Here is a 23,297-nt window from a genome sequence, read left to right on the forward strand (position 1 = left end):
TATAAATAATGCCTTAAATACCCCTAAAACTAAAGGAAATCTCCATATCCTTGCTATTATCTAGCATGAATTCCGGATGGGTTTTAGAGCCCCATGTATCGTCTCCTGCAACACCCATCTGCTTGCCTATTCTCACATGTGTGAAATGTACTGGTGGCAGCTCTGTAGGGTGCATTGCCTCGTCTATTTCATGAACTGTGTAAGGAAGTGCCGAGAATCCGTTACATTCTGTTAAGAACAATATTCCATTGCCCCTTTCATCTGTAAGCTTTGCGTAGCGTACCTCCTCATGGTTTCCACATTCCTGAGGAACCAGGTATTTTGCCATATTATCAGCCACTTTATTTCTAAATATACCAAGCTTTGCATGGCATTTATCATTGTAGGTTTCCTCTGGTCCTCTTCCGTACCATTCAAGGTTTTCTAAGCTGCTATCAAGTGTTAGCGCCATTGAAAGCTCAGGCAATTCTCCGATTTCAGCCGAAGCAGGAAGCTTCAATGTACAATCTACTAATCCATCGGCATGAACTATATATGTAACCTGACACTTGCCAGCTGGCTTTGTGGCCAGATGATATGTGTATACCACCTTTACTCTGTCTTCTGATACCTCAACCAAAGGAATCTCATTAATGCCATCATCCATGCGATTTGTAGCTAAATACTTGCTTGCAAGCTTCCACTGACCAGCTCTAAATGGCAGTTGATTAGCCAAATCGTTTTCTGTCATTGGACGCCAGAAGTTTGGCATTACAAAGCGCTTAAGAAGCTCCTTGCCATGGTATTTATAAGAGCTTAAGCCCTTCACGCCTACAAATAGGACTTCAAAATCATCCCCCTTTACCCCCAGGTTATGGAAGCCTTGGGTTACTGTAAGCTTCTGCGCTGGTCCTCGCTCAAAGATAAATCGGCCTACTGTAGTCTGGCCAAATGCCACCTCATGGCCTGCTCTTGCCCAAAGATTGTCCTCTTTTAACAAGAATGAAAGTGTAACAATATACTCATCATCCTTTGGTAAATCCAGCTCCAGGGCATACTCTGTAGTAGTAAGCGGTGGACAATCGATTGTAAGCTCTTCCTCAGCTATTAAATCTCCAAGCCGCTCCACTGTAAGTAGCGCTGTGTATTCATTTGTATTTGTAAACAGATTTCTGTTTTCAATGATAGCTTTGCCGCCATCAAAAGTGATTTTGATGTTTTGGTAATCGTATTTTACCTCCTGCATCTTTGGGCTAGGCTCTCTATTCTTGCTATAACAAATACCATCGCCAGAAAAGCTACCATCATTTGGCCTATCGTCGAAATCACCGCCGTAGCCTTCAAATTCTACTCCTCTGTTATCCTTGATGGTGATAGCCTGGTCTATATAATCCCAGATAAATCCACCCTGGAACAATGGCTCCTCATAAGCCAGCTCCGTATATTTGCTCATTGCACCACAGCTGTTTCCCATGGCATGCATGTATTCACAGTTGATGTAAGGCTTATCCTTATGGTCCTTTAGCCATTCCTTAATAGCCTTCACTGGTGCGTACATTGTGGATTCCATATCGGAAAGATCCACACGTCTATCGTTAAATACTCCCTCATAATGCACAAGTCTTGTGCTATCCCACTCATGGAATTTATCCTGCATGCGCCTTAGGTTGCTTCCGCCGTAGCTTTCATTTCCTAAAGACCAGATAAGTATACATGGATGATTCTTGTCACGTTCAAACATGCTATGGGCTCTATCCACTACATTATCTGCAAACTCTGGCCTGTCACCTGGCACCGCATAGCTATCATCCTTAAGCTTCATAATCTGAATAGGCGTCTGCCAAGTACCGTGGGTCTCCAAGTTAGTCTCATCGATTACATATAATCCAAAAATATCGCACAATCTGTAGAAGTATGTTTGGTTTGGATAATGACTGGTTCGGATTGCATTGATATTGTTCTTTTTGATAGTGATAATATCCTTTAGGATATCCTCCTCTGAAAGAACTCGACCTGTTGATGAAGAAAATTCATGGCGGTTAACACCCTTAAACACAATGCGCCTTCCATTAATGTGCATCATGCCATCCTTCATCTCGAACCTTCTAAAGCCAACCTTTTCTTTGATAACCTCTGCAATTCTTCCTGTTTCACCAAAGACATTTAACTGCAAATCGAATAGATAAGGCTTTTCTGCACTCCACAGCTTTGGCTCCCTCACATGTACTTCCATGTGATTCATGCCCTCTTCTACAGCAAGCTTATTAAGGATATCTGTATCGTCATCTGAAAGTGTCATCTGAACCATGCCACTTCCAATCACATCCATATCGATAACAAGGGTTGCATCCTTGTAATCATCATCAAGAAGTGTCTGGATTCGCAAGTCTCTAATATGAGTCTTTGGCACTGTGTACAGGTAAACCTCTCTGAAGATTCCCGAGAATCTAAAGAAATCCTGGTCTTCACACCAGCTACCTGATGTCCATTTGAACACCTGCACTGCCAGCTTGTTCTCTCCATCCTTTATGAAAGGTGTCAGGTCAAACTCGCTAGGTGTAAAAGAATCCTCGCTATAGCCAACATATTCACCGTTGAGCCAAATTGCGAAGCCGCTTTCCACACCCTGGAATGAGATGTACACAGGTCCCTCCTTCATAAAAGAAGGGACTGTGAAATACTTTACGTAATTTCCAACAGGATTCTCCTTGGTAGGAATCTCACCTGGCTCTAGCGCCTCATGTCCATCCCAAGGATACTGGGTGTTCACATACATTATCTTATCGTAGCCTTCAAGCTGAATATGGGCAGGAACCTTTATATCATCAAAGCTTTTGCAATCTCTGTCTAATCTATAAAAGTCCTTGTCGCAAACCTCATAATTCTTGGCAAATTCAAACTTCCAGGTGCCATTTAAGGAATACTTGAAGCTTGATTTCTCCCCATAGGCATAGGCTTCGCTATCGTAATACTCATGGTCTGAGTGAGCCTTTAATCTATTTTGTTCAAATACTTTTGGGTCCTTTACAATTTCATAATCGAAATTTTTCATGTTATTTTACCGATCCTGTAATTCCTTCTGCAAACTGCTTCTGAAGTACGAAGAATACTATCATTGTAGGAAGTGAGCAGAATAATACGCCTAGCATTGTCATACCGTAATCTACTGTGTAACCGCTTGAAATGTTTGCAATGAACATTGGCATTGTCTGAGCTCGGTTGTCGCTCATTACTACCTTTGGCCACATATATGCGTTCCAAGCGTTCATAAATGTAATAACTGCTGCTGCTGCATAGATTGATTTTTGAACAGGTACGTACATCTTGAAGAAGATTTTCCATTCTGAAAGTCCATCTATTCTGGCAGCTTCCATGATGTCAGGTGGGAAATTACGAGAATTCTGTCTGAACATCATAATCATAAATGGTGTTGAAATACCAGGAAGGATGAAAGCCCATACTGTGTTAAGGAGCTTTGCCTTAGAAACAAGTCCATACAAAGGAACCATTGTTGCTACTGCTGGTACCATCATTGCAAGAAGAAGGATTCCAAATAATCTGTCCTTGCCCTTGTCGTGGTATAGCTCAAATCCATATCCTGCTATTGAACATACAAAAAGTGTAACGATTGTCTGCACAATTGAATAAAGGAATGAATTTCCCATACTGCTCCAAAGTGTGCCCTGTACTGCATTTTTCAGGTTCGCAAAGTTTACCATCAACTGATTGCCAAATGCTATTGAACCTCTTGCCACGTTAAGTGACGAGTTTGTTGCTGCTGCAATCATCCAGTATAATGGAAATACTGATATGAATGAGCAGATAATCAAAAATATGTATGTAGGAATCAGTCTGCGCTGAATCATTGATCTGTTTTTCTTCTTAGTCACGTGTATCACCTACTTTCAAATTGATAAATGCCAGGATTGCAACCATGATAAATACAATAAATGACATTGCTGATGTGTAACCAAAGTTACCAACACCCTGTCCAAATGCCTGGTTGTAAATGTAGTGTGACATTGTGATTGTCTGGTTTGCAGGACCACCACTTGTTAAGTTTACTGACTCATCAAAGAGCTGTAATGTACCGTTGATTGACATGATTGCTGTCATTACGATTGTTGGCTTAAGAAGTGGCACTGTAATATACCAGAAGGTCTTCCATCCGTTTGCGCCGTCAATCTTGGCTGCCTCATATACTGAATACTCAATATTCTGAAGACCAGCTAAGTAGAACACCATGTTGTAGCATGTCCATCTCCAGATAAGAGCGATGATGATGATTGCTCTAGCTGTTGATGCTGTACCGAGGAAGTTAATGTTTTCACTGATTATGCCTATCTTAAGTAAGATTGAATTGATAAGGCCCTGTGTTGCAAACATTGACTTAAAAATTAATGAATATGATACAAGAGATGTTGCACATGGTAAGAATATACATGTTCTGAACAATCCCTTGAACTTAAGGTCCTTATTGTTAAGAAGCTGCGCTAATAAGATAGCGAAGATTAACATGATAGGAACCTCTACTATTAAATAAAGGAATGTATTCTTCATTGATGTTTTGAAAATTACATCCTGTAGCATTCGAGAGTAATTGTAAGTTAGTGGGTCAGCAAACTTAATGTTGATGCCCTTTCCTGTTTTAAATGATGTGATAAAAGCCTGTATGATTGGATAAAAGCTCATTATGAAAATTAAAATTGTTGCTGGTGTAAGGAACAACCAGCCAGCTGCCAATTGCTTTTTTGCAAGTGTCATTCCCTTTTTCTTCTTCTCCACGATGTCTACCCTTTCTTTTAAAAATGGGAAGTGGGCTAGCCACTTCCCATGATTATACATTATACTTTCTGATTAAAGTCCCATTTCAAATCTAAGATTTGTTTCAGCTTCCTCTAAAGCTGCATCTGGCTCATAACCATTCTGAAGTACATTGATAAGAGCTGTTGCAAGAGCTGTTCTTGCCTGATAGTGATAATCTGACTGCTCTACTGTTGCAACGTTCTGTGTGTACTCTACGATGTCAGCGTAGATTGCCTGGCCGTTGAAGAAATCAACACCCTGCTGATATACATCTGACTCTGCAGCTGCTGCACATGTTCCGATAACACCACCGTTAAGAAGTGCCTCATCATATGTGATTGACTGTCCGTCTTCTGCTGAACGTCCACCAAATGTGTAAGCTAAGAAGTCCTTAGCAAGGTCTGTCTTCTTGCAGTTAGCTGTGATGTAAAGTGAAGAACCACCATTTGAAGCGTATCCTGGCTTACCTGTAAGTGTTGGAGCTGGAACGATTTCCCACTTACCTGAGTTATCTGTAACTTGCTTCATTGTTGGGATAATCCAGTTACCATTGAATACACCAGCTACCATATCGCCCTGGATTGCCTGATCTGTATAATCAGACCAATCGTTAGCAAGGTAAAGAACATTGTCCTGAGCAAGTGTTACAAGTGTGTTGAATACCTTAACAAGTGTTTCGTTCTCTGTGAAGTATGGCTCGCCATCCTTGAACTGTGAAACGCCTTCTTCCTGAAGCATCATATAGAATAAGTCGTTTCCATCACCGTCCATGCAAAGGAGATACTTTCCTGTTGCAGCGTATACATCCTTACCAATCTTGTCGAACTCATCCCATGTGATTCCTGTTACATCATCAATTGTGTAACCAGCCTGCTCAAGAAGGTCTGTTCTGTAAGCGAAAATTGCTGTACCTGCATCTACAGGGAAACCGTAATGTGTTCCATCAACTGTAGAGTATGAAAGCTTTTCAGCGCCAAGTCCATCCCAATCGCAATCTGCTCCGTCAGCTGACTGCCATGCATCTGGATAGTTTGTAACGTACTGCTGGAAATAGTGATCCTGGAAAAGTACGATATCTGGTAATGTGCTATAGTCACCAGCTTCTGCTGCAAGTGTTACTGCCTGCTCAACATCTGAAGACTGTGACTGTGTGATAACCTCAAGCTTGAAATCTGGATTAACTTCCTGATAATCCTTCTCAGCTGCCTTAAGAGCTGGGATATTGAAGTTTTCGTCCCAAGCGTAAACTGTTAATGTGTTCTCATCATCTGATTGAACTGCTTCTGTAGCAGCTGAATCTGTTGTTGCATCTTGTGATGCGTTGTCTGTTGTTGCTGTGTCAGCACTGCTTCCGCAAGCTACCATTGATGCAGCCATTGTGCCTACAAGCATGAGTGAAAGTAACTTTCTCTTCATTCTCCATTCTCCTTATTTGTAAAAATTTGCGGACACATATTGTGCAACATGCACAATAATTATTATTATATCCGCCCCTCATATGGTCATAATACTAGTTTTGCGCAACAGTTAGGTCTATATATTTGCGCTTTAAATGTGCAAATTCGACTATTTGGGATTGTTGAATAATTGTTTTTTTACGAAAATTTGTTGAAATTATGAAGAAAGGATAGTGATTTGCTAAAGCAAATCACCATCCTTTCTTAGCACTTATTTGATAATTCTTTTTTGATATTCCTAAAGTATTTTCTTCTTTTTTCCACTGATAAGGAGTCTTTCCCGTCAGCTTTTTGAAGTTACGGTTAAAGGTTGATGGTGTCTGATAACCAACTCTAAAGCCTACCTCTTCCATAGCGTAGTCTTTATTTTGTATGATTTCACAGGCCTTATCAATTCGAACCATATTCAAATAATCAAGCGGCTTCATGCTCATACTCTCTTCAAATATGCGCCTGAAATGACTTTCAGAAAGGCCACATTCATAGGCCACATCAGACATTTTTATATCTTCAGCAAAATGCTCTGAGATATAGTTAACACTTCTTTCGATATAGCTGTTTAATCTCTTTTCCTCCAGGGTAAGCGAAGAGCTCATATCCTCGTTAATCCTTAGAAGCTCTACTACAAAAGCCCTTAAATACCCTTTAACAGCCTCCTTGTAATAAGGCTTTGTCTCCCTGTATTCCTCAATAATGTTGCGGATAATAGAAGTCATCACCTTATTTTGATTCCACTGGATAACATATCCATGATTGTTAAGTCTCTTTATCACTTCCTCAGGCAACATTCGCTTAAACTGCATTTCATTCCTGATGAAACTATCAATATCTATGTACAGGTATTCCCACTTGCAAATACCCTGATTGTAGCTCTTGGTCTCATGGGGAATATTCTCTGGAATTATGGTAATCAGCCCACCCTTATATGGCACGTTGGCCTCCTCAATAGTGAGCTGCCCGTTACCCCAATAGCAATAGCCAATCTCCATATAATTATGAAAATGAAGAAGATTTTCCTGCTCGGCTCCGTAGCTTCTAACCCATGATTCGCCAAGTAGCGCCATAACATAGTGGCCATCTGGTATCTCGTAGTATCTATACTCTATCTGTTTTTTCTGTTTTGCCATAACTTTACCTAGTGTCTGCGATCCTTACTATTCTGATAATACTCTGCTTTGTCATTATACATTAGCTGGTCGGCATAATTAACAAGTTCCTCTATATTCTCGGGATTATACTGCCATATTGCACCTATTGCCATAGGAATCTTTTTGCTTTTTTTCCTAAGCTTTTCAGATAATGCCGCAAAATGCTCTTGCTCAATCTGAGGAACAACAGCTATAAATTCGTCCCCGCCTATCCTGTAACAGTATTTTTTCTTGAATACTGAGCCTATAGCATTTGCAACATCTTTGATAAGATTATCTCCCGCATCATGTCCTTTTGTATCATTAACCTCTTTCAAGCCATTGATATCAACAAAGCAGATTCCTACAGGTAATTTCATGCCATCTAGCATTCTAAGAGTCGATGAAAATGCCTGTCTGTTGCCCAAATCCGTGAGCACATCATGAGTACTCATGTACATCATTTCTTTTGCCATATTATTATTTCTAAGCTCTTCAGAAATGAAAATAGCAACAGATTCCATTACCTCTCTTAGGTTAATATCTAAATTAGGTGTATAGTTATCAACTATTAAGTAACCTATAATGTCTTTTTTATCATTCAATGTAGCTATCGCATAACGAGATATGTTACCGGATAAAATCTCGTCATATATTGCCTTATTTAAATCCTTGATGATTGAAGCATCTTCTATGATGACGATATTGTTACCCTCTAGCTGCTTATTCCACATTGTAAAAATGTCGAATTGGTCAAATACTTTCTTAGATGGCAAGCCCCTGCCGCTTTGTCTATCCATCCATTCATACATTTCCCCAGGCTCACCTCTTTTGGCCTCAAGTATGTATACTCTATCAGCCTTTAAGACAGTTCCTAAGACCTTAAGCGCTGCTTTTACCCCTTTTTTGAAATCATTAGATGACAACAGCTTGGCACATTCGATAATTACGTTGTTTGATTTGCTAATAATCTCTCTTGTCTCTTCTTTTCTCTTTTCTGCTGTAACATCATGTATGATATAAGCGCAATAGCCCTTTTTATATACAGGCACTGCCCAGAACTCAAACCATTTGTTGAACTGAGTATTAAATGTCCTGTTAATTACAGACTGACGCATAAAGGCCGCCTGGTAGCTAAGTCTAATCCAATCCTCATCCCTATTTGAAACTGTAGAATAATATGTTGCCCCATTTAATTCCGCTGTGGATTTACCAACCAAGGATGCATATTTTTCATTTACAAACAAAAACTGCATATCCCTAACTGTTCCAAATGGGTCTGTTATAACTTTAAAAATACAGCAGGCATCTGGCAATTCTTTCAGCATTTGCAAAATGGCTGTTTCGGAATAATCTACTGTATCAACATTATTGTGGTCTATATTTTTCTCTGGCAACTCAATTAACCTCCCCATTTTTATAACATTCTCCTATGTATAATATATTATTTAAAGCCCGAAAAAACAAGACATTCAAGCCTTTCCTTAAGAAATAATCATAGCTCTCACAAAACCTGCCAGGCCATAATCCCTCTTGCCACTTCCCATACCTACTTTTTCGATTTTAAACTCCTTAGGAAGCTTATCATCTGTTCTAAGTGCTGCTACAGCTGCTGCACCTGTTGGGGTTACAAGCTCGCCCTTTACATCTATTATCTCCAGGCTGATTTTGTGGTCGGCCACTATGTTTGTTACAGCTGGAACTGGCACCGGAAGGATACCGTGCTGACATCTGACTGTGCCGTGACCCTCGTATAGCTTTGGCACGATTACCTTATCTACCCCCAGATTATCTATACAAACAGCGATTGATATTACATCCACAATAGAATCTACCGCTCCCACCTCATGGAAATGAACCTCCTCCACTGGCAAGCCATGGGCTTTTGATTCAGCTTCTGCAAGGATTTCAAAGATACGCTTGGCTACCTTTCTTGCATTATCAGTCATCTTAGCATTATCAATGATTGCAGTGATTTCTTTCATCCCCCTGTGAACATGATGGTGATGATGTTCTTGATGATGCTGGCTTTCTTGATTTTCGTGATTATGGTGATGGTCGTGATGATGGTCATGTTCCCCATCATGGCTATGTGTGTGACCATACAAATATTCCATATCGTGGTCGTGTCCATCATGCTCTTCATCCAGGATTACATCAAAATCCTGGCAATCTAACCCTGAGCGCTTCACTCTGCTGTATTTTATCTTAAACCCCTCAGCCTCAACTGTATCTAGCACTGCATCAAGCACCTTTGTATCGGCCCCCAAATCTATCAGCGCTCCCACAGTCATGTCACCGCTAATTCCTGAATTACATTCTAAATAAAGAGTTTTTCCCATCCATATTCTCCTAAGCTTTCAAATTGATTACCTAATAAATATTATGTTTTAAATATATCTAAAATTTCAATTTTGCACAATAGAAATCCATAAATAAAAGGCTGATTTCTCAGCCTTTTACTCTTCATCAATATTAATTTGTATACTTAAATCAATAGGTGTCGATTTAAGTTTATCTTTATTAATATTCCTCTGGGCTTCGTGAAGAATCTCCCTAATCTTTTCCAGGTCTTCATAAGCATCATCAGATGAATAAGGTTTGCTTTCATCTTCAAAATTAAAATCCATATTCCACCTCTTTCGTGTGTATGGCTAGTCTAACATATCATTTTGAAGAATTAATGAAGCAATTAGGAATATTCAATTAACATCCTACTCCTCTTTGAAAAGCTTTAAGGAATCAAGCAAGCCTATTAACGGCGTTTCTCCATCAAAGGATTTAACATAACCATGGAGTGATTTTGCCTTTTGCATAAGGTTTTTAGAATGGGTCCACACAAAAATATTTGAGCGACCTTTACCATTTTTCGCCTCCTGAATCAGGTTGGCTGCCGCACTGTTTCCGTCAAAAGCTACCACCATTGATGGTCTGCGTTCAAATATCTCGTAGTTAATGCTCTTGTATATTGCCATTCCCTCTGTTTCGATTGACACTCTCACCTTCACGCCTGCATCCTTAAGCTTTTCAGCTTCTTTTTGGGTGATCAACGCCGGCACGAAGGAATAGATTCTAAATCCCTTGGTATTATTATCAATCAGGTATCTTTCGTAACCAGAAAGCTTGTGTCCAACTACAAAGCACACTTCATCAGGGCTAAGATAATCCATTAGGTTATCCAGCTGCTCCTTTGCATTTGCGCTGATTTTGGTAGTTCTGCTTTCTGTGTTAAAGCTTCCACCAAGCAACACTACAGGCAATCGATCCCAGGTTATTTCCTCTATCTGTTCCTTTAATTCTGTGTTGGCATTTAGCTTGGCCTTGGTGCTACCTATGGTTTTTGATATTTTTACAGCCTGCATCTTTTCAAGCAAGACTTCTTCCATATCCCTATCCCCAAGAAGCTTGGCAAATGCAGCCTTCTTGGTAGAGTATGCCACCTGACTTTCCTCTATGATATTTTTTTCAGCCTCTCGCATTAGCTTTAGCTCATCATCTGTAAGGCCAAGCATCTTTGCAAGGGACAGCTGCTCGTCTATAGAATTTGTTCCGTATAATGCAGCGCCATCAGTTCCCTGTACGCATCGGATTCCTTGCTTAAGATACTGCTTAAGAGGGTGATTCTCCAGGGTATTTAGGTTATTAAGGCGTACATTACTTGTAATCTGAAATTCCAGCACAACATTGCAATCCTTTAGCTCCTTAAGAGCTTCCTTGCCCTTTTTTGATGTAGGACTATAGGTGTAAAGACCATGTCCTAGTCGCATTCTTGGCATTTTTTGACCTGGCTCTAATGATTCCTTTACACAGGAGATGGAATGAGCAATATTGTCCTTTTGGCTATCGTTTTCTCCAGCGTGTACTCTTATTACAAAGCTAGGGTCCGCCTTTGCAATCTTTACTATCTCTTTAAATGCTGGCTTTAGTGTGATAATATCGTTTATTTCCTCACCTACAAAATCGCAGCCTGCTACATAAGGATCCAAGGCTGTGGCCTTGAGTACTTCTAAGTTCTGCTCAAGGTAATTGGCTGGGGTCACCGCATCCTTTACAATTGTAAGAGGGATTCGACGCATAGCCGCCAAAAATCTTATCATTACCCCTGTTTCGTTATAGATATGAGGCATTACCTCATGGACCTGTCTTAGCATTTCTATGGATTCGTATTTCTTTACAAGGGTGGTGTCGCTTATCTCAGCATAGTAAACTCCCTGCTTTTTGTAGCTTCTAGCAATCCATAGGAGCTTATCCTGGAAAATAGTGTTATTAGAATAAGCAGGATTTTCCTTATCACTAAGCATTTGGCGAAGTGTAAGGCGCACATCCTCATCCGGTATAGAATCCACCTTTGATAAATCTATCTTCTCCTCGCTCTCCTTGCCCTTACAGAACACGTATCTGTACAGGTAAACCTTTTCAAGATTAGTGAAAACTGCCTGCCCATCCTTGATTACAGCCAGGGAATTTCTGATTTTGACTATGTTCATCTCTGCATTATCCAGATTGTTAAGAATCAAATCAGCAAAGTTAATAAATGTGTTGTCATTGATTCTTCTATCCAGATATTTGCCCTTTAAATCAGATGAAACAAATTGTCTGGCTACCTTCTCTCGCTGAGCATTTACAAGCTCCCACTGTTTATCTGTAAGCTCCAGCTCAAGCTTCTTCACATAATATAAGGGATATCTAATCTGATGTGCTATGCCTAGTGCAATCAAAATATCTCCTGTCAGATTACCATTCATGTGGGTGTGCAAATCTGCCCTAAACTTAAAATCCTTTCTGATAAAGGTCTTGAATATAGTCTTATCCGCCTGCAGCTTAAAATCCTTTGTCTGGCTCATAAGTGTCTTTGCAATGGCAGGAATGGTTGCCTTTACATCTACTCTGCCGTCAGGATATATGCTTGCAATCTCTGTATCAGCCAGACTAAAGATATAGCTTTCCTGATTATTTCCATCTATGAAGCATGGAATCTCACCCTTGATAACAAGCATTCCATCCTCAGCCTTTGACAATGGCAGATTGCAAGTCTTGGCAAGATTGCGAATCAGATTACCAGTGCTATGATTAGGGGTGGTTAATATGTAGTAGATTCTATCCAAATCTTTGTATAGATTTACGATGATATCTTTTTCGTTATCCAGGAAAAAACAGGTTAAATATGTCATTTCTACTCCTTAAATTTAATGCCGATTTACTTTTCATATAGTCTAACTGAATTTATCCTAATAATAAAGTAAAATTACGTCTTATTTGTGGTTTTTTACATCAAGTAGTTAATGAACATTCTTTGAATTTTATCCATTTATTTTTCTTTGTTGTTATAATAAATAATAGTCTAATTCTTTTTTTCTCAAGACGGGGGGTAACATGAACGATTTTATTGGAAAACGTTTGAAAATGAAGCGTAGAATCCTTATTGTAGACGACGAAGAAATCAATGTAATGATGCTTTCAAAAATCCTCAAGGATGAATATGAGGTTTTTACTGCATCAAATGGAAATGAAGCACTGGATATTCTTAAGCAAGAGAACGGGCTAATATCTCTGATTCTTCTTGATTTAATCATGCCTGTTATGGACGGATACGAATTCTTCAACGTTATCAGTCAATGCTCTGAATATAAAAATATTCCTATTATTTGTCTCACTTCTGAAAAGGATGCTGAGGTAGAAATTCTTAATATGGGTATGGCTGATTTTATCCCTAAGCCTTTTGAAAATCCGGCAGTTATTCTTGCTAGAATATCAAGAGTCATCCAGCTATTCGAAGGCTCAGACATCATTAAGGCTACTCAGTTTGATGATTTGACTAATCTGTATAACATTGAATATTTCTGCGAATATGCCTCCCTTTATGATAAGTATTATCCTCATTGTTCTAAGGATTTAATCGCCATTAGCTTTAATCGTTTCTATGTTGTTAATGCTGTGCATGGCAGAGCTTATTCCGATAAAATCTTAGTTTTAATTGGAAATGCCATTAAAGATTACGTGGATAAAAATGCTGGTGTAGCATGTAGATATTTAAATAATTTATTCTATGTGTATATAAAAAGCGGTAATCACGCTGATGGTCTGCTGGAAAAAATTAATACCGCTCTTTACGATTTTGCTGAGGATTCTACTTATCGTATTAAAATTGGCGTTTTCAGGTCTGATGAATCAAATTCCTATGAGTTCAGCAAAAAGATGGATTACGCCTTACTTGCATGTAACAGCATCAATGATTCATATAGCACTCAGATTGCCTACTATGATGAATCCATCCGTGAAAAAGAAAATTTTGAAGAGAAGTTGATTTGCGATTTGGACAAAGCCATAGAGCAACGACAATTTAAGGTATACTATCAGCCTAAATTTTCCGTACAATCCACTGCCCCTCATCTATGCAGTGCTGAGGCTCTTATCAGATGGGAGCATCCGGAATTTGGCATGATAAATCCAGGAAAATTCATACCTCTGTTTGAAAAGAACGGTATGATTACAAAGCTTGACCATTATGTCTGGGTTGAGGCCGCAAATCAGGTTGCCCAATGGAAAAAGACTTATAATTGCAGTCTTCCTGTGTCTGTTAATGTATCAAGAATTGATATGTTAGATGAAAACCTTTGCCACGACCTGCTTTCCATCGTAAAAGAGGCTGGTATCGATATTAAAGATTTTTACCTGGAAGTTACCGAATCTGCATACACCAATGATAAAACAGATGTCTTAAATGTCGTAGATACTCTTAGAAAAGAGGGTTTTTACATTGAAATGGACGATTTTGGCACTGGATATTCGTCTTTGAACATGTTAACTGAATTACAGTTTGATGTGCTTAAGCTAGACATGGAATTTGTTAGAAACATACACAAGGATGAAAAAGCACTTCGTCTTGTTGAGTTTATCATCGATATTGCAAAGTACTTAAATGTAATGGTTATCGCGGAAGGCGTAGAACACGAAGAACAGTACAATATACTAAAACAATTAGGTTGCGATGTTGTGCAGGGTTATTATTTCTCTAAACCCGTTGATAATAACAGGTTTGAAGATATAATTAAAAAAAATGCCACTTAGTTGGCATTTTTTTATATCTTATCTATCATTCTTATCTGCAAGAAGCAAAGCCAAAATATGAGATGCCTGTGGGAATTCGCCAGATGCTATCATTTCATCAATTTCTTCTCTGGTATGCAAATGCACATTCAAAAACTCTGTCTCATCTAGGCTTTGACCACTTACTTTTCTACAATTCTTAGCTACAAATATGTTGGCGTAGTTATCAGCCATTGTGGCATTTGAAGGAACTGATAGTAGGAATTTCCAATCATCGCTTTCATAGCCTGTTTCTTCCATCAGCTCACGCTTTGCTGCTGCAAGGGCATCCTCTGCGCTATCTTTATCTAGACGGCTGCCATATTCCTTGCCATCACATCTTTCTATTCCGCCGGCGCAAAATTCTGTTGTTACTCGCTTTATGCCATGACGATATTGTCTTACGCAGATATAATTACCTGCCTCATCTGTTGCCACAATAACAACATAATCCCTACGACTATAGCTGTAATATGGCTCAAATTCCCTTCCATCTGGAAATCTGTATCTACTTTTTCTAAAATCTATCCATTCATCATTAACTATATGTTCGCAAGAAACCTCTTCCCACTCAAGCTTTTCATTTTCAATCATCTATCTGTCTCCTATACTTTTAAATAAAAAACTCTAAGTGAAATACTTAGAGTCTTTCATAATTGCGGTATTATCCAATTTTATTTGCAAAGCTCTGCAACAATCATGTTGATTGCTTTACCATCGGCCTTGCCCTTAAGTGCTGGCATAACTTCCTTCATGATAGCGCCCTTGTTCTTTGTTGCAATTACTTCAGCAAAATTCTCGTTAAGGAATGCTCTGATTTCATCATCTGACATCATTGCTGGTGCGTATTCCTTAATAACATCATATCTGAACTGGTACTCTTCCTTAAGGTCAGTTCTTTCAGCTGGGCATGTATCTAGCTGCTCCTTAGCTGTCTTAAGGGACTTAAGTATTACCTGATCTACTAATTCATCTGCAATATTATCTCTGGTTCCTGCATCAATTGCTGCCTTTTTTACATCTGATACAAGAGAAGATATTGCATCCTTTCTTGCCTTATCTCGTGCCTTCATTGCGGCAACCATATCTTTTTGTAATGTTTCAAACTGCATTATTATCCCCTTCTTTCTTTTGTTATCTGGTTCATATTTTACCACATTCGATAAAACATGCACTCAATTTATAATTTCTAGCGAATCCTTTTCAACATGACACTGCAAGAATAGAACCTCTACACCTGCATCTTTTGCTTCCTTAAGGGCGATTCCAAATTCAGGATGAGTGTCGATATTAGGGCGAACCTCTGTAACACCATCAACTTGAATAACGAAGCCTATCATAGCTTTATACCCAAGTGTTGTGGCCTTTGCCAGCTCCCTAAGGTGCTTTACTCCACGCTCGGTTGGGGCATCTGGAAAATATCCTATGCCGTCCTTTATAAGGGTGCAGCCCTTTACCTCTAATAGATACTGGTCCTCGCCCTTTTTCATATAAAAATCAATCCTGGAATCCCCGTATTTATACTCGGGGCAGATATAATCGTAATCCTGCTTTTCAAGCCATCCCTTCACCACTGCATTTGGCGCATGAGAATCTATATTTATTATTCCAATTGGCGTTTCTACGGCTATTAGGTCATAAGGTGTCTTTCGCTCTGGATTTGTTGCTTTTTCAAGGTATACCGTCCTTCCTGGTAAAAGTAACTCCCTGCATCTTCCTGTGTTTTTAACATGTACGGTTAGTTGCTCTCCATCAAGCTCCACCTGTGCAATGAAGCGATTTGGCCTGGATATAAATTTAGCTTCTACAATATTTTTATATTTCATAGGGCTATTAATCCTCGCCTAAAAGTGTAACTATCCTTGGTTCATAACCTACTGCAGGAAGAAATACATCGAAGATATCTTGTGTTGTTATCCTTAGGCTAGATGTGTTTACACAAGGATGACAGCCTATAAACTGGCTGTTTTTAACATCCTCATCTATCAGAAGCTGAACCTTGTGATCCTTGTCATTCATAAGCCCCATCACACTTACTGAACCTGGTTCGATATCGAGATATTTCAACATATCCTCTGGCTCAGCAAATGATAGTCTTGCAGAATTGATTTGTTTTGATAATTCCTTGGTCTTAAATTTTTTGTCTCCTGGCATCATCAACAGGTAAAAGTTTGTCTTTTGTCTGTTGCATAAAAACAGGTTCTTGCATATTAATGCACCTAGGGATTTGTCTATTTCGGCACAAATCTCCATTGTATCTGCAGGTGCATGGTCTATTCGCTTATATTCTATTCCAAGCTTATCCAAGTAATCGTACACTCTGATTTCTCTATCTAAACGTCCTTTTGTGTCCGCTGGTCTTCCTGTTTGTAATTCTGTCACAGTTATTTCCTCACTTTTCTAGCATCTATTTTCCATCAGGGAAGCTTGTAAATGCGCCTCTTTCTAGTTCAGGATAACCGATAGTTTCCTTAGCTGCTGCAAATGCCTTAATCATAAAGGACATATTTCTAGCCAGATTTCTCATGGTCTGCAGGCCTTCCAAATCCTTTTTCACATCTTCTGCTGAAAAACCATGAACCTGATTCCAGTAGGTGCTAGAAGCTACAGGCATACTGCTGATTGTAAAATACTTATTAAGCACATCAAAGCTGGCTGTATTGCCACCTCTACGGCAACTAACCACTGCTGCACCCACCTTCATGTGCTTGCTAAATGAAGTACTGTAGAACAATCTATCTAAAAATGAAAGCAGATTTCCGTTAGGAGAACCATAGTATACAGGGCTTCCCACAACTAACCCATCCGCCTCCTCAAACTTAGGAGCCACCTCATTTACCAAATCATCAAAGACACACTTTCCCTTGCTCTCACAAGTTCCACATGCTATGCAGCCCCTGATGTCCTTATTTCCAACCTGGATAATCTCTGTCTCTATCCCCTCTTTTTCAAAAACACTAACCATCTCATCTAGGGCTGTAGCAGTACATCCATGAGTGTGTGGACTGCCATTTAATAATAAAACCTTTGCCATTTTGCCAATCTCCTTTTACTTTTCTTTTATATTAATACTTGATGATTACAACTAATATGCCAGATTTAACACTTTTTTATAAATGATAAAGTATCCTGTTTATTTTCTGCCAAAATAGCCTCATTTAGTTCTTAAAATCCCATTATCATCTATTTCTACGTTAACAGATATATTTTCTAGCCTATCATACAACTTTCGTTGATTTTCTTTATCATCTACATATACTGTCCTGCAGTTCGTTTGCAACGCAGGTATGATTATCACATCCATGTTATCTTCATTATCGTTCCCATAACAATGAAGTGTTACAAGCATTGAATCTAGCGTCTTTTCGTTGAACCAATAGTTTCCAAGACTGTAGATAATAGGTACATCCTTATAATATTCAAATCCTTGAAGGCAATGGGTATGTGCACCGATTATTGCATCCGCACCTGCATCTATGTATTCATGGGCCGTTTGAGGTTGAACAGATTCTAACTCTGTAGAATATTCTGTGCCCCAATGAGGCAATGCCACCACAATATCAGCATTTGCATCTGCTTCTTTAATCTCCTCATCAAAAAGAGTGGTGTCATAGCACCTAAGTATGCCTGGCTCTGTATCAGTTGCCTGTGGTGTCATCTTATTTTTCTCAGCCCTTGAGGCTGCTACAAAAGCTATAGTCTTACCTTGAATCTCCATATAGATAGGCTTGCTAGCTTCTTCTAGGTTATGACCTGCGCCTACATAAGGTATTTCTGCCTTATCAAGGGTATCCATAGTATCAATCAAGGCTTCTTTCCCGTAATCATATACGTGATTATTGGCAAGACCAACTATATCTACTCCAAGCAATTTCAAATTCTCCACCCTATCTGGATTTGCCCTGAATGTGTAGGCCTTTCCTGGCAACGGTTGTCCACGGTCACTGTAGGTGAACTCATTGTTTATCCACATTATATCCGCCTGCTGCATGAAGTTTATCAACTCTGGTGAGATACAATCTATTATCCCATTTTCGCAGGTATTAAGGTACTGTGTTGTGGCCCAGTTTTCATCAAAATTGATATCGCCAGCAAAACACAAGGTGAAATCATAAGCGCCATTATCTTCAACCGTAGCTTCCTTCGCTTGAGCCTTTGGTATATCTTCCTCATGCTGGATCTGTGTTTCTTCAAGTGCTGATTCTTTTATGCCGCAGGCTTGGAATGTAAGACATGCGAGTATGAGTATAGATAGTTTCTTTTTCATAATATTATTCATCCTTTATTAAAAGAAAAGGACTCTGGTTTTCCTAATAGTTGATACCTCAAGTCTTCAAACGTATCCTTCAATGGTGCAATTTTTCCTGCTCTTACATTCTTAGGTATAGTGACCTGTCCTTTTGACATTACCTTTGTATTACTTATAAATGATTTGCTTGCCATATTTACACCTCATTGTAGATAAAACCTTCTTCTATGATAACTTCATATTTCATCACAAGCAATCCATTTTTATACCTTGTAATCTAGCCTTCAACAGGAGGCAAAAAATCTGAACAACGAAAAACAGAGCTAACATCACACTATGTGCAATGCCGCTCTGTAAAAGTCAAACTTTTTCTTTGTGCTTTTATTTTACTCATGAGTATACCAACTGTCAACCACCAATTTCAAAAAATCAAAGGTACCCTTAAGCATCGGATTGTTCTTATAATAATCATTATTTTTAAACGCCCTAGTAAGTACATCATGAAGCCCCTTGCTCTCCTTCTCATGCACACCCTCGCTTGTCACAATCTCTTTGTGCATATAAAGGAGAGTTACAATTTGCTGAATTCTAGCATTACTCATTCGATTCTTTCTAAAGTTTGTATTCATTCCCTTTATACTCATCAGCGCATTTGTTACACCCGCATTGGTATCATGGCTCGCTGTCCTTGCCTTCAAGTCATTAAGAATACAGTTACTATGAGCAGAAGCATTTCGTATTTCTTTACAGGTTAATAATCTGTAAAAGTTATTCTTCATATTTTTATCTGCAAATCGGTTAGCGCAAAAGCTATAGAATGAAATAAGGCGACCAAATGGTATAACCTCAAGAAAAGCCCAGATTGGAAACGCTCCATCATACTTATCGATTATATCTCCACAATATACATTGCCTCTATTACGATCTATCTCGCCATCATAAATTGCCTTTTGATTTGCACCTAAAGAGTCTAAATAATCTTGTACTATTTGATAGCCGTCCTCAGAATGTTCTTCCACTTTCCTTAACAACTGCAATTTAGTATTATGTTCAATATCCAACGCCATTGGAACTATCATATATCTTAATTGCATATCTATAACAGCAATATCTACTAAATATGCAAAATCTAAATCTATGTATTTTCCCCTCTTCTCGCCATCAGGATGCTTAGTATAATTTTTTCTGTAGGATGTAAGCTTAAAATAATTATTGTGCTCAGTCAAATAATGATATGCGCTTTCTTCACCCATTATTTCAAATCTAACGCCTTTATCCTTTAAATGTTGAATCTGTTCGTCAACAGAGAGTATTGGTTTTAATTTATCCATAACAATTCAATCCTTGATGTTTCTTTTTATACTTCGATTTATAGAATATCACAAGCGAAACCACTTTTGAATCTTGAATCTGATGTATGCCTTTGATAAACCGATTTGTCCTTTTAACTTCTTTATAATACATAGTGGTTCAATGTATGAACCGACAACAAAAGGTTGTCGCTATGACAACCTTTAAATAAAAAAGCACTACTATCATGAATAGTAATGCTCTATTATATCAATTTACATTTCTAAAAAAGTAGCTACGCTTATAATTCTTGGATCTTCAACCGCTGCTTCTAAAAAATCCTTATCGCCTGTCAAAAATAAGTCCGCATGCGCATTTAGTGCTGCTCTAAGTATTGGTCTATCCTTAACATCTCGTATTTTTAATTCTGCTGCATTCATTTTTTTTGGATTTTTGACAAATTTTATCGACTGTAAAGCAACATACAAAAACGCCTCTAGTTCCACTAATCTATCTGGAAATTTTTCTTGAAACTTTCTATGAAGTTCATCAACAACATAGTCACAAGTTATAGGTTGATATGGATAAGTTAGTGCCTTTCTCAATGCCAAAGCTACTGTACCATTAGGAAATAACGCTGCTGAAATAAAAATGTTTGTATCGATCATCACTTTCACTCAGCATTTTCCTCCCTTCGTGATGCAGTAATCCAGTTTGCAACATCGTCCTCAGATAATAATCCCGCCTTTGAAGCTTCACCCTTCATTTGCTCTTGGAACCTTTTTAACGCATATACGGCCGAATTAACAACTTTAACTTCATTTCCTTCAACTATAAATGTCACCCTATCTCCAGTCTCAATGCCCAACGCTGCTCTTACATTCTTAGGTATAGTGACCTGCCCTTTCGACATTACCTTTGCGTCATTTACAAATAATGTGCTTGCCATATTAACACCTCCTTTAAAAAGTAGGGAAATCCTACTTTTATTATAACTTGATATTAGGTTACTTACAATCTATTTTTTTAATAGCTTTATTCTCTAAAGAAAGTGCTTCTGCAGATGCTCCTGTGTCATATTGTTTTGCTTTCTTTATGCTTTAATTCTTTCTTCAAATGTCTGTGTATTCAAATATTCCTGTAGCATGGAATACTTTATTTTTATCTCCATATATTAATTTTCCTTGGGTCATTATGTGAAGCTCCTTATTCATTCTGTTAATAGTCTTCAATGATATTATATGAAAAAACTTAATACCTTCATTGAATCTGTAGTATAAGAACATATAATGCTAATTTGCTCTATCCTATTTAACTACTTTTTATACCACTTCTTTGATAATATTATAAATTTCTCTTCCACTATCTCTTCCAAATACATGCATAGAATCTGAATACATTTTCTTCTTCTGAACTTTATCATGTATAGATACAAACGATATAATTTCATCTACAAGATTTTCATAATCTGTATCACCAAACGCATATTTTATTTTTTTGCAAAGTCTCTCTTTTTCCTGATATTTGGCATACTCTTCTTCTATGTTTAATAATGCCATTTTTGAATCTACAAGGTCTTTTCGCTTACTATCATCAGGATCATTCATAACAGAAATTGCAGCTTCAATTGTAGGAGCTTTAACAATAATCATGCCATCTGATTTGTATTTTATGTTTACAAAATCCACAACTGCCTTAAAGCCTTTGTCGTTACTAATAATGGCAATATGTCTTTCTCCTTGCTCGGCTAGTATTCCTGCCTGTACTGATATATAAAAATCTAATGCATTCTTTCCAGGAGCTTGTAACTTATATGCCCTCCATTTGCAGCCACTTTGCTCAATTAAGGTTACGTCGCCCTTCCTGATACTTTTACATGTTCCAGAATAAAATATTATCAAAGTATCCTTATCATTCACATACTCTAAGCCCTTAAGTCCATTATGATTTGTTACATTTTCATAATCTACTAATATCGTCATTTCTTCCTCCTAGATAACATAGCTTGTCAACGCTTACTATTTTGAAGGATATCTATGTCCATATATAACGACTGCTACATCATTTAAAGTCATTTAAAGCAATTTAACCAATCCAAAACCGCTTAATTACGCATATTTGCGCTAGAAAATTGTCTATGCTATTGGTTACGATTGGTTAAATATTTTATTTTAAAATCCAATTAGCCAATCGCTTATTGTCTGAATCTGCCATTATTAATTCCTCATTTGCAAATGCATGTAGCATGTTCTTAATCTTAGATTCCTTTTGCCCATCTGTAAGGCCTTCTGGTAATTTATCCCATAAAAGGTTCTTAATATCCTTTTTCTTTGCCTTTTTCTACTGCTTTAAATATTCGATAATCATATCCTTGTAATATTGATCATCAAAGCCTTTCTGCTTTATATACTCTGATTCCTGCTCTGTACTCTTTGCAACTATGGCAGAAATGTATAGGTTTCCTGTAGTTGTACTTGACGCCATCATCATAATCTAGCTCAACTCTTGCAAGTGCCAAGTTTCCAAACTTTTCATCATAATCTCAACACTCTTTAAGCTTCTTCTTAATCATTATTATTCACGAAATATTCCTTCCAGAATCAGATTTATTCCCACTTTATCCCCCACATCCGTATATCAAATGTGGGGGATAAAGTGGGGGATAAAATTATTTATAGATTACCTACATCTCCACATTAGAGTCTATCTGAACTCACTAATAGGGCAAATAAAAAGACCAGACTCTTTCGAATCTGGTCTTGTAAGTACTTATTAATCCTGTACGTATGGCATAATTGCCACAAACCTTACATCATACTACCTCATTCCCCATTATCAGTAATTATCGGGTATAATTGGTAATTCTCTCAAATACAACCAAGGTATTATCAGTAATTATTCAGAAAGAAAAAGCGGTCAAAAGTAGGTCTTTTCTATTCTGATAGGTCTATAAGGAGGCCTCTTCTTAGAATTCCTTCCACTTTGCAGATAAGTTCTGCATTGCCTCCTGTTTTTTAGTTCCGGTGGCTTCGGCATAGACATCCATTGTAGTCCTGAAGTTCTTATGCCCCATAACCGCCTGAATTACTTTCACATTTGTCTCGTTTTCACAGAATCTTGTACAAAAGGTATGTCTCAGATAATGCACTGAGAAGTTTGGTAACAACAACGGCTCTCTCTTCTCTTTAGCCGCCTTTACTTCCTCTTCCATATTATATGAAGTAACTATTCTCTTGATTGCTGAATTGAGATTCTGTTCGCAAAGGACATCTCCGTTTGCATTCTTGAAGATAAAACCACTCA

At 38.2% G+C, this 23,297-nt stretch carries 23 protein-coding genes; 1 reads left to right on the top strand and 22 read right to left on the bottom strand.

The features are described 5' to 3' along the window. Positions 1 to 13 precede the first annotated feature (13 nt). The 9 genes from IJ535_RS08160 to IJ535_RS08200 all read right to left on the bottom strand — a co-directional run bounded on the left by IJ535_RS08160 (position 14) and on the right by IJ535_RS08200 (position 12,540). On the bottom strand, positions 14 to 3,031 hold the full coding sequence (locus IJ535_RS08160; RefSeq protein ID WP_294301125.1) for a glycoside hydrolase family 2 TIM barrel-domain containing protein: 3,018 nt from the start codon (positions 3,029 to 3,031) through the stop codon (positions 14 to 16). A gap of 1 nt (position 3,032) precedes the next feature. After that, entirely contained in the window at positions 3,033 to 3,845 is an 813-nt protein-coding gene (locus IJ535_RS08165; RefSeq protein ID WP_294301180.1) for a carbohydrate ABC transporter permease, read from the bottom strand. Positions 3,846 to 3,861: 16 nt separating this feature from the next. Continuing rightward, positions 3,862 to 4,764: a carbohydrate ABC transporter permease gene (locus tag IJ535_RS08170; protein WP_294301127.1), complete on the bottom strand. Its 903-nt coding sequence runs from the start codon at positions 4,762 to 4,764 to the stop codon at positions 3,862 to 3,864. 72 nt (positions 4,765 to 4,836) lie between these two features. Then, positions 4,837 to 6,201 carry an ABC transporter substrate-binding protein gene (locus IJ535_RS08175; RefSeq protein WP_294301131.1) on the bottom strand — a complete coding sequence of 455 codons (1,365 nt, stop codon included), beginning with the start codon at positions 6,199 to 6,201 and terminating at the stop codon, positions 4,837 to 4,839. A gap of 232 nt (positions 6,202 to 6,433) precedes the next feature. Continuing rightward, the gene (locus IJ535_RS08180) at positions 6,434 to 7,369 is read right to left on the bottom strand and encodes an AraC family transcriptional regulator (protein ID WP_294301133.1); all 936 of its coding nucleotides are present in this window, start codon (positions 7,367 to 7,369) and stop codon (positions 6,434 to 6,436) included. Positions 7,370 to 7,377: 8 nt separating this feature from the next. Further along, complete coding sequence (locus IJ535_RS08185) at positions 7,378 to 8,784, bottom strand: sensor domain-containing diguanylate cyclase (protein ID WP_294301135.1); 1,407 nt, start codon at positions 8,782 to 8,784, stop codon at positions 7,378 to 7,380. Positions 8,785 to 8,853: 69 nt separating this feature from the next. Further along, positions 8,854 to 9,711, bottom strand: coding sequence for a LarC family nickel insertion protein (locus IJ535_RS08190; protein WP_294301137.1), 858 nt, complete (start codon positions 9,709 to 9,711; stop codon positions 8,854 to 8,856). A gap of 117 nt (positions 9,712 to 9,828) precedes the next feature. Then, the gene (locus tag IJ535_RS08195) at positions 9,829 to 9,999 is read right to left on the bottom strand and encodes a hypothetical protein (RefSeq protein ID WP_294292969.1); all 171 of its coding nucleotides are present in this window, start codon (positions 9,997 to 9,999) and stop codon (positions 9,829 to 9,831) included. Positions 10,000 to 10,083: 84 nt separating this feature from the next. Beyond that, the gene (locus IJ535_RS08200; RefSeq protein ID WP_294301138.1) at positions 10,084 to 12,540 is read right to left on the bottom strand and encodes an adenosine deaminase; all 2,457 of its coding nucleotides are present in this window, start codon (positions 12,538 to 12,540) and stop codon (positions 10,084 to 10,086) included. Between the two features lie 202 nt (positions 12,541 to 12,742). Between IJ535_RS08200 and IJ535_RS08205 the strand changes: the two genes are divergently transcribed. Beyond that, on the top strand, positions 12,743 to 14,437 hold the full coding sequence (locus tag IJ535_RS08205) for a two-component system response regulator (protein WP_294301140.1): 1,695 nt from the start codon (positions 12,743 to 12,745) through the stop codon (positions 14,435 to 14,437). A gap of 18 nt (positions 14,438 to 14,455) precedes the next feature. Here the strand turns inward: IJ535_RS08205 and IJ535_RS08210 are convergent, their stop codons facing one another. The 13 genes from IJ535_RS08210 to IJ535_RS08270 all read right to left on the bottom strand — a co-directional run. Continuing rightward, a complete protein-coding gene (locus IJ535_RS08210) occupies positions 14,456 to 15,049 on the bottom strand; it encodes an NUDIX hydrolase (protein WP_294301141.1) in 594 nt (197 codons plus the stop codon). A gap of 80 nt (positions 15,050 to 15,129) precedes the next feature. After that, a complete protein-coding gene (locus IJ535_RS08215) occupies positions 15,130 to 15,567 on the bottom strand; it encodes a GatB/YqeY domain-containing protein (RefSeq protein WP_294301144.1) in 438 nt (145 codons plus the stop codon). 63 nt (positions 15,568 to 15,630) lie between these two features. Beyond that, complete coding sequence (sfsA, locus tag IJ535_RS08220) at positions 15,631 to 16,281, bottom strand: DNA/RNA nuclease SfsA (RefSeq protein ID WP_294301148.1); 651 nt, start codon at positions 16,279 to 16,281, stop codon at positions 15,631 to 15,633. Positions 16,282 to 16,288: 7 nt separating this feature from the next. Then, on the bottom strand, positions 16,289 to 16,837 hold the full coding sequence (locus tag IJ535_RS08225) for a prolyl-tRNA synthetase associated domain-containing protein (protein WP_294301153.1): 549 nt from the start codon (positions 16,835 to 16,837) through the stop codon (positions 16,289 to 16,291). 25 nt (positions 16,838 to 16,862) lie between these two features. Beyond that, positions 16,863 to 17,489 carry a flavodoxin family protein gene (locus IJ535_RS08230; RefSeq protein ID WP_294301157.1) on the bottom strand — a complete coding sequence of 209 codons (627 nt, stop codon included), beginning with the start codon at positions 17,487 to 17,489 and terminating at the stop codon, positions 16,863 to 16,865. A gap of 120 nt (positions 17,490 to 17,609) precedes the next feature. After that, a complete protein-coding gene (locus IJ535_RS08235; protein WP_294301161.1) occupies positions 17,610 to 18,722 on the bottom strand; it encodes a CapA family protein in 1,113 nt (370 codons plus the stop codon). Positions 18,723 to 18,730: 8 nt separating this feature from the next. Next, positions 18,731 to 18,898 carry an AbrB/MazE/SpoVT family DNA-binding domain-containing protein gene (locus IJ535_RS08240; protein WP_294301164.1) on the bottom strand — a complete coding sequence of 56 codons (168 nt, stop codon included), beginning with the start codon at positions 18,896 to 18,898 and terminating at the stop codon, positions 18,731 to 18,733. Between the two features lie 192 nt (positions 18,899 to 19,090). Then, positions 19,091 to 20,035 (bottom strand): Abi family protein, encoded by a 945-nt coding sequence (locus IJ535_RS08245; protein WP_294301166.1) that lies wholly within the window; start codon positions 20,033 to 20,035, stop codon positions 19,091 to 19,093. Between the two features lie 234 nt (positions 20,036 to 20,269). Beyond that, a complete protein-coding gene (locus IJ535_RS08250) occupies positions 20,270 to 20,662 on the bottom strand; it encodes a putative toxin-antitoxin system toxin component, PIN family (protein ID WP_294301183.1) in 393 nt (130 codons plus the stop codon). 5 nt (positions 20,663 to 20,667) lie between these two features. After that, the gene (locus IJ535_RS08255) at positions 20,668 to 20,943 is read right to left on the bottom strand and encodes an AbrB/MazE/SpoVT family DNA-binding domain-containing protein (RefSeq protein WP_015550616.1); all 276 of its coding nucleotides are present in this window, start codon (positions 20,941 to 20,943) and stop codon (positions 20,668 to 20,670) included. A 373-nt stretch (positions 20,944 to 21,316) separates the two neighbouring features. Further along, complete coding sequence (locus tag IJ535_RS08260) at positions 21,317 to 21,976, bottom strand: PIN domain-containing protein (RefSeq protein ID WP_294301170.1); 660 nt, start codon at positions 21,974 to 21,976, stop codon at positions 21,317 to 21,319. Positions 21,977 to 22,334: 358 nt separating this feature from the next. After that, on the bottom strand, positions 22,335 to 22,484 hold the full coding sequence (locus IJ535_RS08265) for a hypothetical protein (RefSeq protein WP_294301172.1): 150 nt from the start codon (positions 22,482 to 22,484) through the stop codon (positions 22,335 to 22,337). A 475-nt stretch (positions 22,485 to 22,959) separates the two neighbouring features. Continuing rightward, on the bottom strand, positions 22,960 to 23,297 hold a 338-nt coding region (locus IJ535_RS08270), incomplete at its 5' end, for a tyrosine-type recombinase/integrase (protein WP_294301177.1).

The organism is Pseudobutyrivibrio sp., assembly GCF_017471675.1.
GTDB lineage: Bacteria > Bacillota > Clostridia > Lachnospirales > Lachnospiraceae > Pseudobutyrivibrio.

Excerpts from the sequence above, each read along its gene's own strand:
- IJ535_RS08210 (WP_294301141.1), bottom strand. The coding sequence starts at position 15,049 with ATGATTGAAAATGAAAAGCTTGAGTGGGAAGAGGTTTCTTGCGAACAT.
- IJ535_RS08215 (WP_294301144.1), bottom strand. The coding sequence starts at position 15,567 with ATGCAGTTTGAAACATTACAAAAAGATATGGTTGCCGCAATGAAGGCA.
- IJ535_RS08265 (WP_294301172.1), bottom strand. The coding sequence starts at position 22,484 with ATGATGATGGCGTCAAGTACAACTACAGGAAACCTATACATTTCTGCC.
- IJ535_RS08180 (WP_294301133.1), bottom strand. The coding sequence starts at position 7,369 with ATGGCAAAACAGAAAAAACAGATAGAGTATAGATACTACGAGATACCA.
- IJ535_RS08195 (WP_294292969.1), bottom strand. The coding sequence starts at position 9,999 with ATGGATTTTAATTTTGAAGATGAAAGCAAACCTTATTCATCTGATGAT.
- IJ535_RS08260 (WP_294301170.1), bottom strand. The coding sequence starts at position 21,976 with ATGACGATATTAGTAGATTATGAAAATGTAACAAATCATAATGGACTT.
- IJ535_RS08205 (WP_294301140.1), top strand. The coding sequence starts at position 12,743 with ATGAACGATTTTATTGGAAAACGTTTGAAAATGAAGCGTAGAATCCTT.
- IJ535_RS08235 (WP_294301161.1), bottom strand. The coding sequence starts at position 18,722 with ATGAAAAAGAAACTATCTATACTCATACTCGCATGTCTTACATTCCAA.
- IJ535_RS08190 (WP_294301137.1), bottom strand. The coding sequence starts at position 9,711 with ATGGGAAAAACTCTTTATTTAGAATGTAATTCAGGAATTAGCGGTGAC.
- IJ535_RS08185 (WP_294301135.1), bottom strand. The coding sequence starts at position 8,784 with ATGGGGAGGTTAATTGAGTTGCCAGAGAAAAATATAGACCACAATAAT.
- IJ535_RS08175 (WP_294301131.1), bottom strand. The coding sequence starts at position 6,201 with ATGAAGAGAAAGTTACTTTCACTCATGCTTGTAGGCACAATGGCTGCA.
- IJ535_RS08165 (WP_294301180.1), bottom strand. The coding sequence starts at position 3,845 with ATGATTCAGCGCAGACTGATTCCTACATACATATTTTTGATTATCTGC.
- sfsA (WP_294301148.1), bottom strand. The coding sequence starts at position 16,281 with ATGAAATATAAAAATATTGTAGAAGCTAAATTTATATCCAGGCCAAAT.
- IJ535_RS08240 (WP_294301164.1), bottom strand. The coding sequence starts at position 18,898 with ATGGCAAGCAAATCATTTATAAGTAATACAAAGGTAATGTCAAAAGGA.
- IJ535_RS08200 (WP_294301138.1), bottom strand. The coding sequence starts at position 12,540 with ATGACATATTTAACCTGTTTTTTCCTGGATAACGAAAAAGATATCATC.
- IJ535_RS08245 (WP_294301166.1), bottom strand. The coding sequence starts at position 20,035 with ATGGATAAATTAAAACCAATACTCTCTGTTGACGAACAGATTCAACAT.
- IJ535_RS08255 (WP_015550616.1), bottom strand. The coding sequence starts at position 20,943 with ATGGCAAGCACATTATTTGTAAATGACGCAAAGGTAATGTCGAAAGGG.
- IJ535_RS08250 (WP_294301183.1), bottom strand. The coding sequence starts at position 20,662 with ATGATCGATACAAACATTTTTATTTCAGCAGCGTTATTTCCTAATGGT.
- IJ535_RS08160 (WP_294301125.1), bottom strand. The coding sequence starts at position 3,031 with ATGAAAAATTTCGATTATGAAATTGTAAAGGACCCAAAAGTATTTGAA.
- IJ535_RS08230 (WP_294301157.1), bottom strand. The coding sequence starts at position 17,489 with ATGGCAAAGGTTTTATTATTAAATGGCAGTCCACACACTCATGGATGT.